This window comes from Phenylobacterium aquaticum, assembly GCF_947378715.1.
In the GTDB taxonomy this organism is placed as follows: Bacteria; Pseudomonadota; Alphaproteobacteria; order Caulobacterales; family Caulobacteraceae; genus Phenylobacterium; species Phenylobacterium aquaticum_A.
On sequence record NZ_CANCLE010000115.1, the window covers coordinates 1 to 13,120 of the forward strand.

A 13,120-nucleotide genomic window follows, 5' to 3' on the forward strand; every position below is an offset into this window, starting at 1 on the left:
TCCGAATTCATGAAGCCGGCCCTGATCATCCTGGTCGCCTGGATGTTCGCCGAGGGTCAGAAGGGCGAGGGCGTGCCGGGCGTCTCGATCGCCTTCTGCCTCTATTTCCTGTCGATCGGCCTGCTGCTGATCCAGCCGGACGTCGGCCAGACGGTTCTGATCACCGTCGCCTTCGGCGCGGCCTTCTGGATGGCCGGCGTGCCCCTGTCCTGGGTGATGCTGTTGGGCGGGGTGGCCGCAGCTGGCCTGTCCTCGACCTATTTCCTGTTCCCCCACGTGGCCAGCCGGGTCGACCGGTTCCTCAGCCCCGAGAGCGCCGACACCCACCAGGTGGACCGCGCCGCCGAGGCCATCGCCGCCGGAGGCCTGTTCGGGCGTGGCCCGGGCGAGGGCGTGATGAAGCGCCACGTGCCCGATCTGCACACCGACTTCATCTATTCAGTGGCGGCCGAGGAATATGGCCTGATCTTCTCCCTGGCCCTGATCTCGCTGTTCGCCTTCCTGGTGACGCGCGGCCTCTACAAGGCGATGAAGCTCAATGACCCCTTCCAGCAGGTGGCGGCGGCCGGACTGTTCGTGATGGTCGGCGAACAGGCCTTCATCAATGTGGCGGTGAACCTCAACATGATCCCGACCAAGGGCATGACCCTGCCGTTCATCTCCTATGGCGGCTCGTCCATGCTGGCCATCTGCCTGACCCTCGGCTTCGCCCTGGCCCTCACGCGACGTCGCCCCGGCGCCTACGCCCAGGGCTAGATCGGGGCTAGAAGAGCTACCCATTTCTCCGCCTTTCACCTAAACGGGCGCCCATGCGCAAAATCGCCGTCGTCGCCGCCGGAGGCACCGGAGGTCACCTTTTCCCCGCCCAGGCGCTCTCTGAAGCCCTGATCGCCCGTGGCTGGCGGATCGTGCTGGCCAGTGACGAGCGGGTCGCGGCTTTCGCGGAGAGCTTCCCGGCCGAGGAGCGCATCGGCCTGTCGGCCCGCACCTACAAGCCCAAGGACCCGATCGGCATGGCCCTGGCCGGCCTGTCGATCTTCCGTGGCGTGCTGCAGGCCCGCAACGCCTTCAAGCGCATCGACCCCGCCGTGGTGGTGGGCTTTGGCGGCTATCCCTCCGTGCCCGGCCTGCTGGCCGGCATCACCCAGGGCCGCCCCACCGTGCTGCACGAACAGAACGCGGTGATGGGACGGGCCAACCGCCGTCTGGCCGGCCATGTCCGCGCCGTCGCCTGCGCCTTCCCGATCTTGCAGAAGGCCCCGCCGCGCGTCGCCCAGACCGCCGTGGTGGTGGGCAATCCGGTGCGGCCCGAGATCGCCGACCTGTTCGACAAGCCCTATCTGCCGCCAGAACCGGACGGCACACTGCGGCTCCTGATCACCGGCGGCAGCCAGGGCGCGCGCCTGCTCTCCGAACTGGTGCCCGAGGCCATCGCCAACCTGCCCGAGGATCTGCGCAACCGGCTGCGCATCCAGCAGCAGACCCGGGCCGAGTCCATGGACAACGCGCGCCGCATCTACGCCAACGCCAATGTTCAGGCCGAGATCGCGCCGTTCTTCCGCGACATGGCCACCCGCCTGCGCCAGGCTCATCTGGTGATCGGCCGCTCCGGCGCGGGCTCGGTCTGCGAGTTCGCCATCGCCGGCAAGCCCGCCATATTGGTGCCGCTGGCCATCGCGCTCGACGACGACCAGGGCCAGAACGCCAAGGTCATGGCCGAGGCCGGCGGGGCGGAGGTGGCCCGCGAGAGCCAGCTGACCGTCGACAGCCTGTCCAAGGCGTTGGCCAAGCTTTTGACCAATCCCGACCGGCTGGCGCGCATGGCCGCCGGCGCCCGCTCCATCGCCAAGCCGGACGCCGCCGAGCGCCTGGCCGATCTGGTCGAGAAGACCGCCGAAAGCCGCTAGGCTCACCCCATGACCCGTCGCCGCCCCGTCCCCTTCGAACTTGGCCCCGTGCACTTCATCGGCATTGGCGGCATCGGCATGAGCGGCATCGCCGAGATCATGCTGCGCATCGGCTACACGGTGCAGGGCTCCGACGCCAAGGCCTCGGCCAATACCGAGCGGCTGGAGAAGCTGGGGGCCAGGATCTTCATCGGCCAGGACGGTTCTAACGTCGAGGGCGCCTCGGCGGTCGTCTATTCCACCGCCATCAAGGCCGACAATCCTGAGATGGCCGCGGCCCGCGAGCGCCGACTGCCGCTGGTCCGCCGCGCCGAGATGCTGGCCGAGCTGATGCGCCTGCAGTTCTCCATCGCGGTCGGCGGCACCCACGGCAAGACCACCACCACCTCGATGGTCGCCGCCCTGCTCGACGCCGGCGGCCTGGACCCCACCGTGGTCAATGGCGGGATCATCAACGCCTACGGCACCAACGCCAAGGTGGGGGAGGGCGACTGGATCGTCGTCGAGGCAGACGAGAGCGACGGCACCTTCCTGAAGCTGCGCTCCACCTGCGCCGTGGTCACCAATATCGATCCCGAGCACCTGGACCACTACGGCGACTTCGACGCCGTGAAGAAGGCGTTCCGCGACTTTGTGGAAAACATCCCCTTCTACGGTTTCGCGGCGGTCTGCACCGACCACCCGGAGGTCCAGGCCATGGCCGCCCGGGTCGAGAACCGGCGGCTGGTCACCTATGGGGTCAATCCCCAGGCCCAGGTCCGGGCCGAGAAGATCACCATGGGGCCGGACGGCTCGCGCTTCGATGCGGTGATCGCCCCGATCGAGGGGCCGACCTTCCGCTGGGCCGACCTGCACCTGACCATGGCCGGCCACCACAATGTGATGAACGCGCTCGCCGCCATCGCCGTGGCGCGCGAGCTGGGCGTCACCGAAGCGGCGATCCGCGCGGGGCTGTCCGGGTTCGAGGGCGTGCGCCGCCGTTTCACCACCACCGGCGTGGCCGGCGGGGTGCGGGTGATCGACGACTATGGCCACCATCCGGTGGAGATCTCCTCGGTGCTGAAGGCCGCGCGGGCGGTGACCGAGGGGCGGGTCATCGCCGTGGTCCAGCCGCATCGCTATTCGCGGCTGCATGACCTGTTCAACGAATTCTGCGGCTGCTTCAACGACGCCGATGTCGTGATCGTCGCCGATGTCTATGCCGCGGGCGAGGCGCCGATCGAGGGCGCCAGTCGCGACGGCCTGGTGGATGGCCTGCGCCGCTTCGGCCATCGCCGCGCCCTGCCTTTGTCCAATCCCGCCGAGCTCGCCCGCCTGATCAAGGCCGAGGCCAGGCCCGGCGACCTGGTCGTCTGCCTGGGCGCCGGCGACATCACCAGCTGGGCCTACGCCCTGCCGCCGCAGCTCGAGGCCCTGGCCGGTGGGTGAGGGTTTCGCCGACAGGCTCCTCCCCCTCTGGGGGAGGGGGGCCGCGAAGCGGTGGAGGGGGCCGCTGCGCAAGCAGCGGTTTCAGCGGAGGGTCTGTATCCGTCCCTTCGGGCCGGCCCCCTCGGCCAGCTTCGCAGACAGCTCCCCCAAGGGGGGAGCAGCCTGATGGCCGACTGGCGTGACCACCTTCCCGCCGTGCGCGGCAAGCTGCTGCGCGACGAGCCGCTCGGGCCCTTCACCTGGTTCCGGGTCGGCGGGCCGGCGGACGTGATCTTCCTGCCGGCGGACGAGGCCGACCTGGCCGGGTTCCTCAAGGGCCTGGATCCCGCCGTGCCGGTGATCCCCCTGGGCGTCGGATCCAACACCCTGGTCCGCGACGGCGGGGTCGAAGGCGTGGTGATCCGGCTGGGCAAGGCCTTCGCCGGGGTCGAGGCTCGGGGCGACAACCGCATCTTCGCCGGAGCCGCGGCGCTCGACGCCATGGTCGCCCGCGAGGCGGCCAAGGCCGGGATCGCCGGCCTGGAATTCTATCGCGGCGTGCCGGGCTCGATCGGCGGGGCCACGGTGATGAACGCCGGCTGCTATGGGGCGGAGACCAAGGACATACTGGTCGAGGCCTATGCGGTCACCCGCGCCGGCGAGCGCGTCACCTTCTCCAACGCCCAGATGGGCTTCTCCTATCGCAAGTCGGCCAAGGCGGCGGCCGGCGGGCTGATCTTCACCGGCGCCCTGTTCGAAGGGACGGCTGACGATCCCGTCGCCGTGGAGGCCCGCATGGCCGAGATCACCGCCCGGCGCGAGACCACCCAGCCGATCCGCGAGAAGACCGGCGGCTCGACCTTCAAGAACCCACCCGGCCAGTCCTCCTGGAAACTGGTGGACGAGGCGGGCTGGAGGGGCAAACCCCATGGCGGCGCCATGTTCTCGCCCCTGCATGCGAATTTCCTGATCAATACCGGGGAGGCGACCGCCGCCGACCTGGAGGGCCTGGGCGAGGCGGTGCGCGCCGACGTGAAGGCCAGGACGGGGATCGAGCTGGAATGGGAAATCAAGCGCATCGGCCGCCCCGCCGGCTGATCCTGGTCAAGCACGGCCAGCCGAAGATCGACCCCGACGCGGCCCCGACCACCTGGCCGCTGAGCGACGAGGGTCGCGCCGCCGCCACGGCCCTGGCCGGCAAGCTCGATCGCTTCGAGCCCGTTGCTCTGGCCTCCAGCACCGAGCTCAAGGCCGTCCAGACCGCAGAGGCGATCGCCGCCGTCCTCGGCCTGCCGCTCAGTCAGGACGCTGGGCTTGGCGAACAGCGTAACGAGACCGGCGGCTTCCATGACCAGCAGGTGTTCGAGGCCCTGGTCGCGCGCATGTTCCAAGAGCCCCACCATCTGGTGCTGGGCGAGGAGACCGGCGAGGCCGCCCGGCGGCGGTTCGCCGACGCCCTCGACCGCCAGATGGCCGCCCATCCCGACGGAACCCTGGTCGTCGTCGCCCATGGCCGGGTGATCTCGCTCTGGGCTGCGCAGGTGCTGGGCGTCGACGCCATGCCGCTTTGGAAACACCTGGGTCTCGCGACCGCGCTGGTGATCTCGGCAGATAGGGACGACTTCGAGATCGTCGCCTGAGTTCTGCTGACAGGACGTTGGCGGCGGCCGGTTCCCTCAAGGACAGGGGAGCGCTTGACTCCCGGCCCGGAACGGGCGACCGGCGAGGCATGAAAACCCTTCTGATCGCGGTGTCCGCCACCGCCCTCCTGGCCGCCCAGCCGGCCGCCGCCGCCGACCTCGGCGCGACCGCCGCCGCCCTGCGCGACAAGGCGCTGAGTGACCCCACGGCCTGGAACGTGCTGGAGTCCCTGACCACCGAGGTCGGGGCGCGTCCGGTGGGGTCGCCGGCCATGACCCAGGCCAAGGACTGGGGCGTCGCCAAGCTGAAGAGCCTGGGCTTCGAGAAGGTCCATGTGGAGCCCTTCGTCACGGGCTCCTGGCTGCGCGGCGCCGAGAGCGCCGAGCTGGTCGGCGCCTATCCGCGCAAGCTCGCCATACTAGGCCTGGGCAATTCGACCCCGACCCCGGCCGGCGGGCTGGAAGCCGAGATCGTGCTCTACCGCACCTATGAGGCCTTCCTCGCCGCCCCAGCGGCGGAGATGAAGGGCAAGATCGTGGTGGTCACCGGCCGCATGGTCCGCGCCCAGGACGGCTCCGGCTATGGCGCCATCAACGCCCAGCGCACCCGGGGCCCGGCCGAGGCGGCCAAGCGCGGCGCTGCGGCCTATCTGCTGCGCTCGCTGTCCACCGACGACACCCGCCTGCCGCACACCGGCACGGCGGGCCCGGGCGGCATTCCGGCGGCGGCGCTGTCCACCGTCGACGCCGAACTGCTGGAGCATCTGGCCGATCGCGGCCAGCCGATCCGCATCCGACTGAACCTGCAATCGACCTACACTCCCAAGGCCGACGCCTGGAACGTGGTCGGCGAGCTCAAGGGCCGCGAGAAGCCGGACGAGGTGCTGGTGGTCGGCGGTCACCTGGACAGCTGGGATCCGGGCACGGGCGCCATCGACGACGGCTCTGGCGTGGCGATCGCCACCGCCGCCGCCAAGCTCGCGGCCAGTGGGGCGCAGCGCCCGCGCCGCACGATCCGCGTGGTCATGTGGGGCTCGGAAGAGCAGGGCGGCAGCGGCGAGGCCTATGGCGCCGCCCACAAGGCCGAGACTCCGGCCATCGTGGTGGCCGGCGAGAGCGACCTGGGCGCCGGTCACATCTGGAGCCTCTCGGTTCCCAAGAACAGCCTGTCTCAGCCTGCCATGAAGGCCTTCACCGCCGCCATCGCGCCGCTGAAGGTCATCGTCACCCGGGAGGCCCCGCGCTTCGGCGGCTCGGACATCGAGGGGCTGATCGCCAATGGCGCGCCCTTCGTGGACTTCAACCAGGACGCCAGCCGCTACTTCGACCTGCACCACTCGGCCGACGACACCCTGGACAAGGTCGACCCGGCCGAACTCGCCCAGAACGTCGCGGTCTGGACGGCCTTCCTCTACACCGTGGCCGACAGCGACATCGATTTCCGCGCCCTGGCCGCCCAGGAGGCCAAGTGAGCCTGCCCCTCTCCGGCCGTCATGTGGCCCTGCTGCTTGGCGGCCTGTCTTCGGAGCGCGAGGTCAGCCTGGTCTCGGGCCGCGAATGCGGCGCGGCGCTGGAGCGTCTGGGCGCCAAGGTCGACTATGTCGATGCTGGCCGCGACCTGGCCCAGGTTCTCACCAAGCTGAAGCCCGACGTATGTTTCAACGCCCTGCATGGGGAGTGGGGCGAGGACGGCTGCGTCCAGGGGATCCTCGAGACCCTGCGGATACCCTACACCCACTCCGGCGTGCTGGCCTCGGCCCTGGCCATGGACAAGGCCAAGGCCAAGGCGGTGATGGCCGCCGCAGGCGTCACCGTCCCGGGCGGCGGACTGTTCAACCGGTTCGCTGTCGCCGCCGATCACGTGATCGCCCCGCCCTATGTGGTGAAGCCCAATGCGGAGGGCTCGTCGGTCGGGGTGTTCATCATCATGGAGGGCGCGAACCGCCCGCCGCAGGAGGTTGTGGCCCCCGGCTGGACCTTCGGCGAGGAGGTGATGGTCGAGCCCTATATCCAGGGTCGCGAGCTCGCCGTGGCGGTCATGGACGGCAAGGCGCTGACGGTCACCGACATCGTCGCGGCCTCCGGATTCTATGATTACGAAGCCAAGTATGGAGAGGGCGGTTCGCGGCACATCCTGCCCGCCGATCTGCCGACTCATGCCTTTGACAAAGCACTGGAATTGGCCGAGCGCGCCCATGCCGCGCTGGGTTGTCGCGGGGTGACCCGCAGCGACCTTCGTTATGACGACATTAACGACATTCTGGTCCTATTGGAGGTCAACACTCAGCCCGGAATGACGCCGACTTCGCTCGTACCCGAGCAGGCGGCGCTGAAGGGTGTTGGGTTCGATCAACTGGTGCTTTGGATCACGGAGGATGCTTATGCCCGCGGCGTTGCGGGGGGGATCGCGCGTTCAGGCGAAACCCCGGGCGAAAGCCTCCGCTAGCTCCAAGGCGCGTCCCCAAGCCAAGGCGCGGGGGCCGGCCCCGATCCCGCACGCCAAGTTGCGCGCGGCCCAGGGTGTCGGCCTGTCGCCGAAATACGCCCTGATCGGTGCGGCGGGCCTGACCGCGGTCGCCCTGATCGCCACCCTGGTCACCGGCCATCGGGCCGAGCACATGGCCCAGGCGGTCGGCGACGCCGTCGCCAGCCAGTTCGGCTCCGTCGGCTTCAAGCTCAATTCCGTGCGGGTCCAGGGCGCCTCGCCCATGGCCACCGCCGACATCCTCAAGGCGGCCGGCGTCTACAAGGACCAGCCGCTGCTGGGGCTCGACCTGGAAGCCTTGCGCCAGCGCGTTGAGGCGGTGGGCTGGGTCAAGCAGGCCAGCGTCGTGCGGCTGTTGCCCGACACCCTGGTGCTCAAGGTGGAAGAGCGCCGCCAGCTCGCGGTCTGGCAGCACGGCGGCCGCAGCGTGGTGATCGACGACCATGGCCAGGTGATTCCGGAGGCCGAGTCCGCGAAGTTCCCGACCCTGCCGCTGATCGTGGGGGAGGGGGCCAATGAATACGCCGCCGCCATCCTGCCGGCGGTGGCGGCCCAGCCCCGGCTGATGGAACGGCTGGAGGCCCTGGTGCGGGTCGACAACCGCCGCTGGGACCTGAGGCTGAAGGACGGCTCGCTGGTGCAGTTGCCGGCGGTCGACGAGGAGGCCGCCCTGATCCAGCTGCAGCAGCTGGACCAGAAGTCGCGGATCCTGGAGCTGGGGTTCGAGCGGATCGACCTGCGCGATCCCTCAGTGGTGGCGGTACGGCCGCGAGACGGGGCCCTTCCGGGCCAGCTCGTGGCGAACGGCGTTTAGAATGAAGGGCCCGACGACTTTGGCGACCCGCGCAGAAGCACGGAAAGAAGGCCGAGACGGACTGAAGGCGGCGCTGGGGCGCCAGCCGGTGGTGGCCGCTGTCGACCTGGGCGCCTCGAAGGTGGCCTGTTTCATCATGAAGCCCGACGGCATCCGTCGCGGCGATCGCACCCTGACCACGGCCGGCGTCGGCTATGTGCAGTCGCGCGGCGTCAAGGGCGGCTCGATCGTCAATCTGGACGAGGCCTCCGACGCCATCGCCCAGGCGGTGGAGCGGGCCGAGAACGTGGCCGGGGTCCAGGTCCAGGGCGTCACGGTCTGCACGGCCGGCGGATCGCTGACCAGCCACCGGGTGGCCGGACGCGTCTCGCTCGGCGCCCGCGCCATCTCCGACGGCGACCTGGTGCGCGCCATCCACGCGGCGCTCGCCCAGATCAAGATTCCCGGCCGTCGCGCCGCCCATATCCTGCCCGTCGCCTGGTCGGTGGACGGCCAGTCCGGCATCCGCGATCCCCGCGCCATGTTCGGCCGGGCCCTTGCTGTCGAGTTGCTGGTGGTCTCGGTCTCCGAGGCCGTGTTCCAGACCCTGGGCGCCTGTGTAGAGCGCGCCCACCTGCAGTTCGAGGGCGTGGTCGCCGCCCCCTTCGTCTCGGCGCTCGCCGCCCTGGAAGAAGACGAGATGGACCTGGGCGCCGTCTGCATCGACATGGGCGGGGGTTCGACCTCGGCGGCGGTGTTCGCCGGCGGCAGCCTGATTCACGTCGAGACCCTGCCGGTCGGCGGCAGCCACGTGACCGCCGACATCGCCCGTGGCCTGTCGACCTCAGTGGCCGGCGCGGAGCGCATCAAGACCCTGCACGGTTCGGCCATCGCCTCGGCCAATGAGGACCGCGAGATGATCGAGGCGCCGCCGCGCGGCGACGATCCGGGCGCGGGCCCGGTGATCGCCCCGCGTTCGCTGCTGAAGGGCATCATCGCGCCGCGCGTCGAGGAAACCCTGGAACTGCTGCGCGACCGTCTCAAGGCCTCGGGCGCCCCGGTCGAACCGGGCGCAGGCCTGGTGCTGACCGGCGGCGCCAGCCAGCTGGCGGGTGTCCGCGAAGTCGCCGTCCGGGTGTTCGACCGCCCGGTCCGCCTGGGCCGTCCCCGCCGGGTGCCGCACCTGGCCGACGCCGCTTCGGGCCCGGCCTTCTGCGCCGCCGCCGGCGTGCTCCATCGCTCGGCCTTCGGGCCCCGCGAAGCGGTCTCGGCCAAGACTCTGGCCAGCGCCAAGCTGCGCCGCGAGCCCCTGGATCCCCACGCCAACCCGGTCGCCAAGGCCGCCGCCTGGCTGCGCGAGAACCTCTGACCTCAGGTCGAAGGCCTGTGGTTCGCACGCGCGGACGAATCTTGCGACACCGGTAGCGGCGCGCGACTCAATAGCGACTCACTCTGGGCTTAGGTGCGAATCCGGCAACTGTCGGAAGGCCCTAAGAATATCGTGAGGCGGGATGTCGCAGTTCAGAAGCATGGTTAACGCGCAAGCCTTATGGGGCAACAAATTTTGCTCCGTAGCCGGCTCGACTGATCTCCGACTCGCCTTATGCAGTTAACCGCCAATTAACGATGGTGGGCGCTTCCTTAACGCCTACCGTCGCGGGGTCCTGGCCGGCGGGTCGTCGGGGTCCCAATGAGCAGACTGACGGAGGACGCGAGAGGTCCCATGGCTATTGCACTTTCCGCGCCGCGCGCGACCGAGTTGAAGCCGCGCATCGTCGTGTTTGGAATCGGCGGGGCGGGCGGTAACGCCGTCAACAACATGATCGAGGCTGGGCTGGAGGGCGTCGAATTCGTCGTCGCCAATACAGACGCCCAGCAACTGTCCTTCTCCAAGACCGACCGGCGCATCCAGCTGGGTGTTCAGGTGACGCAAGGCCTCGGCGCCGGCGCTCACCCCGAGGTCGGCATGAGCGCCGCCGAGGAGTCGATCCCCGAGATCGGCGAGCATCTCGATGGCGCCCACATGGTGTTCATCACGGCGGGCATGGGCGGGGGCACCGGCACCGGCGCCGCCCCGATCATCGCCAAGTGCGCTCGTGAACGCGGCATCCTGACCGTGGGGGTGGTGACGAAGCCCTTCCACTTCGAGGGCCGCCACCGCATGCGTCTGGCCGAGGCCGGCATCAGCGAGCTGCAGCGCTATGTCGACACCCTGATCGTCATTCCAAACCAGAACCTGTTCCGGGTCGCCAATGAGCGGACCACCTTCGCCGAGGCCTTCGGCATGGCCGACCAGGTCCTGCACTCGGGCGTTCGCTCCATCACCGACCTGATGGTGCTGCCCGGCCTGATCAACCTCGATTTCGCCGATGTCCGCACGGTCATGACCGAGATGGGCAAGGCGATGATGGGGACCGGCGAGGCGTCGGGTGAAGACCGCGCCCTGATGGCCGCTCAGAACGCCATCCAGAACCCGCTGCTCGACGAGGTCTCGCTGAAGGGCGCCAAGGCCGTGCTGGTCAATGTGACCGGCGGCCTGGACATGACCCTGCTGGAAGTTGACGAGGCGGCCAACGCCATCTCCGAACAGGTCGACCCCGAGGGCAACATCATCTTCGGCGCGGCCTTCGATCCGACGCTGGAGGGCATGATCCGCGTGTCGGTGGTCGCCACCGGCATGGACGGCGCCTCGATCGCCGCCATCGAACCGAAGATGGAGCGTCGTCCGCTCCAGGCTCCGCCGCTGCGCGCGCCGGAACCGGCCCGTCCGGTCGGCTATGTCGCGCCGCAGGTCTCGGCTGAACCGGTCCGTTCGATCTATGCGACCCCGGCCGCCCAGACGTCGCGCTATGTCGAGCCGCCCATGGCCCAAGCCTATGTCCCGCCGCCGGCCCCCGCGCCGGAACCGGTGATGCGCAGCTACGAGCCCGCGCCGGCCCCGCCGCAGGCCGATCTCTACGCGGCGGCTCCGACCCCTTCCCATGCGCCGGTCCCCACGCCGGAGCCGGTTCGGGTGGAACCCCAGATCACGGCCGCGGCTCGCCCGCAGCCGAGCTACGCTGCGGCGCCGCAACCCGCGCCCCCCATGACCCGGATCGTCGATCCGTCCGTGGCGGACGAGGACGACGAACCGCTGTTCGGGGAAGCGGCGTTCGAGGATCGTCGTCCGCAACGCGGCGGTTTCCTCAGCCTGTTCGGCAGTCGGCCCCGCTATGACGCTCCGGCGCCTGCGGCGCGGCCCGCCGCGCGCGGCGGCGCTCAACCGGCCGAAGCTCCGCTGGAGCAGGAGCAGGCTGAGACCCAGGAAGATCTGGAGATCCCGTCCTTCCTGCGCCGTCTGGCCAACTAGCTTCCCGTTTTCGCGACATCCGTGGAACGGCCGAGGGAAACCTCGGCCGTTTCGCGTTACAGGCATCGGAATTCGCCTCAGGAGCGAAGCCTTAGGCTTTGAATTTCCGAGGCTTCTCGACTGTCCCGATTCGAAACATTCGGAAACAGGACGTGTCTTGCGGCGCCGCAGCATAGCCCGTATCCGGCATGCAGGGCGCTTCACGGTTCACTCGAGCCGCGAGGTCCAGGTCCAGAGGACGACGAGCTTGGCTTCTTCAGCGTATCAACACACCCTGCAAGGCCCTGCCATCTTCGCTGGCGTGGGCGTGCACACGGGCGCCCATACGCGGGTCTCGGTCCGTCCCGCCCCGGTCAATAGCGGCATCGTCTTCGTGCGCACCGATGTGACCGATCGCGACAACCGGGTGCCAGCCACTGGCGAGGCGGTCTGCAAGACCCAGCTCGGCACGGTGATCCAGAACGCCGCCGGCGTGACCGTCGCCACCATCGAGCACCTGATGGCCGCCCTGGTGATGTCGGGTGTCGACAACGCCGTGGTCGAGCTCGATGGGCCCGAAATGCCGATCATGGACGGCTCGTCCCTGCCGTTCATCCAGATGCTGGACCGCGCCGGCCGTCGTCGCCAGGACCAGCCGCGCCGCTTCATCGAGATTCTCGACAAGATCGAGGTGGTCGAGGGCGACAAGCGCGCCACCCTGACTCCGGCCAGCCAGTTCGAAGTGGCGTTCGAGATCTCCTTCGCCTCCGCCGCAATCGGCCGCCAGCGCGTCGATCTGGTCATGGACGATCAGGCGTTCCGCGACGAACTGGCCGACTGCCGCACCTTTGGCTTCTTGCATGAGGTCGAGGCCCTGCGCGCCATGGGCCTGGCGCGCGGCGGCTCCATGGAGAACGCCGTCGTCATCGAGGGCGATCGCATCCTCAATCCGGAAGGCCTGCGCCGCCCGGACGAATTCGTGCGCCACAAGGCGCTGGACGCCATCGGCGACCTGTTCGTGCTAGGCGCCCCGGTGCTCGGCCGCTTCGAGGGTATCCTCGCTGGCCACGGCATCAACAACGCCCTGGTCCGCGCCCTGATGGCCGCACCGCACGCCTGGCGCTATCGCGCCTTCGTCGAGGAACTCGCCGAAGCGGTCTGAGACCGTCGCGACCCTATTTCGCCGCAATAGTATCGTCCCAAGGACGCTCCTGGGAGGGTAGGGCGATGACGCCATCGACCTCCGCTGTCATCCCGTTTGCGCTCGCGCCCCCCTAGTGTAGAACCTTCCTTCTTCGGCGCGGGGGCGCGCATTGGTCTTTGAGGTGAAGGTGTTCTTGCTTCGCAATTCCTGGGCTCGTCCGGCCATAGCCGCCGTGATTGTCGCCCTCGCCCTCGCCGGGTGCGCCGGCAAGCCGAAGAAGCCCAAGCTGGTCTATGAGGAGCGCCCCGTGGAGCTGCTCTACGCCACCGGCGCGGACCGGCTGGACCGTGGGCTGTGGAATCAGGCCGTGGACTATTTCGCCGAGGTGGAGCGTCAGCACCCCTATTCGGAATGGT

11 protein-coding genes and 1 pseudogene are annotated in these 13,120 nt (G+C 69.3%); all 12 read left to right on the forward strand.

Annotated features, from left to right (window positions below; all coding sequences use genetic code 11):
• Positions 1–756: FtsW/RodA/SpoVE family cell cycle protein (locus Q7P21_RS14455; protein ID WP_304177620.1), on the forward strand; the 756-nt coding region annotated here is incomplete at its 5' end.
• A gap of 53 nt (positions 757–809) precedes the next feature.
• Positions 810–1,907, forward strand: a complete 1,098-nt coding sequence (gene murG / locus Q7P21_RS14460) for an undecaprenyldiphospho-muramoylpentapeptide beta-N-acetylglucosaminyltransferase (RefSeq protein ID WP_304168759.1) — start codon at positions 810–812, stop codon at positions 1,905–1,907.
• Positions 1,908–1,916: 9 nt separating this feature from the next.
• Positions 1,917–3,335, forward strand: a complete 1,419-nt coding sequence (murC, locus tag Q7P21_RS14465) for a UDP-N-acetylmuramate--L-alanine ligase (protein ID WP_304177622.1) — start codon at positions 1,917–1,919, stop codon at positions 3,333–3,335.
• A 165-nt stretch (positions 3,336–3,500) separates the two neighbouring features.
• Positions 3,501–4,412 (forward strand): UDP-N-acetylmuramate dehydrogenase, encoded by a 912-nt coding sequence (gene murB / locus Q7P21_RS14470; protein WP_304177624.1) that lies wholly within the window; start codon positions 3,501–3,503, stop codon positions 4,410–4,412.
• A complete protein-coding gene (locus Q7P21_RS14475) occupies positions 4,376–4,954 on the forward strand; it encodes a histidine phosphatase family protein (protein WP_304177626.1) in 579 nt (192 codons plus the stop codon). Before murB ends, Q7P21_RS14475 begins: the two co-directional genes overlap by 37 nt.
• An 89-nt stretch (positions 4,955–5,043) precedes the next feature.
• Positions 5,044–6,426 (forward strand): M20/M25/M40 family metallo-hydrolase, encoded by a 1,383-nt coding sequence (locus Q7P21_RS14480; RefSeq protein ID WP_304177628.1) that lies wholly within the window; start codon positions 5,044–5,046, stop codon positions 6,424–6,426.
• Positions 6,423–7,400, forward strand: coding sequence for a D-alanine--D-alanine ligase (locus Q7P21_RS14485; RefSeq protein ID WP_304171164.1), 978 nt, complete (start codon positions 6,423–6,425; stop codon positions 7,398–7,400). Before Q7P21_RS14480 ends, Q7P21_RS14485 begins: the two co-directional genes overlap by 4 nt.
• 58 nt (positions 7,401–7,458) lie before the next feature.
• Positions 7,459–8,253 (forward strand): cell division protein FtsQ/DivIB, encoded by a 795-nt coding sequence (locus Q7P21_RS14490; protein WP_368670083.1) that lies wholly within the window; start codon positions 7,459–7,461, stop codon positions 8,251–8,253.
• 1 nt (position 8,254) lies between these two features.
• On the forward strand, positions 8,255–9,601 hold the full coding sequence (gene ftsA / locus Q7P21_RS14495; protein WP_304171160.1) for a cell division protein FtsA: 1,347 nt from the start codon (positions 8,255–8,257) through the stop codon (positions 9,599–9,601).
• A 354-nt stretch (positions 9,602–9,955) separates the two neighbouring features.
• Entirely contained in the window at positions 9,956–11,581 is a 1,626-nt protein-coding gene (ftsZ, locus tag Q7P21_RS14500) for a cell division protein FtsZ (protein ID WP_304171158.1), read from the forward strand.
• 247 nt (positions 11,582–11,828) lie between these two features.
• Complete coding sequence (gene lpxC, locus Q7P21_RS14505; protein ID WP_304177630.1) at positions 11,829–12,722, forward strand: UDP-3-O-acyl-N-acetylglucosamine deacetylase; 894 nt, start codon at positions 11,829–11,831, stop codon at positions 12,720–12,722.
• 163 nt (positions 12,723–12,885) lie between these two features.
• Positions 12,886–13,120, forward strand: a pseudogene (locus Q7P21_RS14510) (outer membrane protein assembly factor BamD); the annotation flags it as partial.

What these genes read in the sequence shown, in the direction of transcription:
- murG (WP_304168759.1), top strand. Translation starts at nt 810, where the DNA reads ATGCGCAAAATCGCCGTCGTCGCCGCCGGAGGCACCGGAGGTCACCTT.
- murC (WP_304177622.1), top strand. Translation starts at nt 1,917, where the DNA reads ATGACCCGTCGCCGCCCCGTCCCCTTCGAACTTGGCCCCGTGCACTTC.
- murB (WP_304177624.1), top strand. Translation starts at nt 3,501, where the DNA reads ATGGCCGACTGGCGTGACCACCTTCCCGCCGTGCGCGGCAAGCTGCTG.
- Q7P21_RS14475 (WP_304177626.1), top strand. Translation starts at nt 4,376, where the DNA reads ATGGGAAATCAAGCGCATCGGCCGCCCCGCCGGCTGATCCTGGTCAAG.
- Q7P21_RS14480 (WP_304177628.1), top strand. Translation starts at nt 5,044, where the DNA reads ATGAAAACCCTTCTGATCGCGGTGTCCGCCACCGCCCTCCTGGCCGCC.
- ftsA (WP_304171160.1), top strand. Translation starts at nt 8,255, where the DNA reads ATGAAGGGCCCGACGACTTTGGCGACCCGCGCAGAAGCACGGAAAGAA.
- ftsZ (WP_304171158.1), top strand. Translation starts at nt 9,956, where the DNA reads ATGGCTATTGCACTTTCCGCGCCGCGCGCGACCGAGTTGAAGCCGCGC.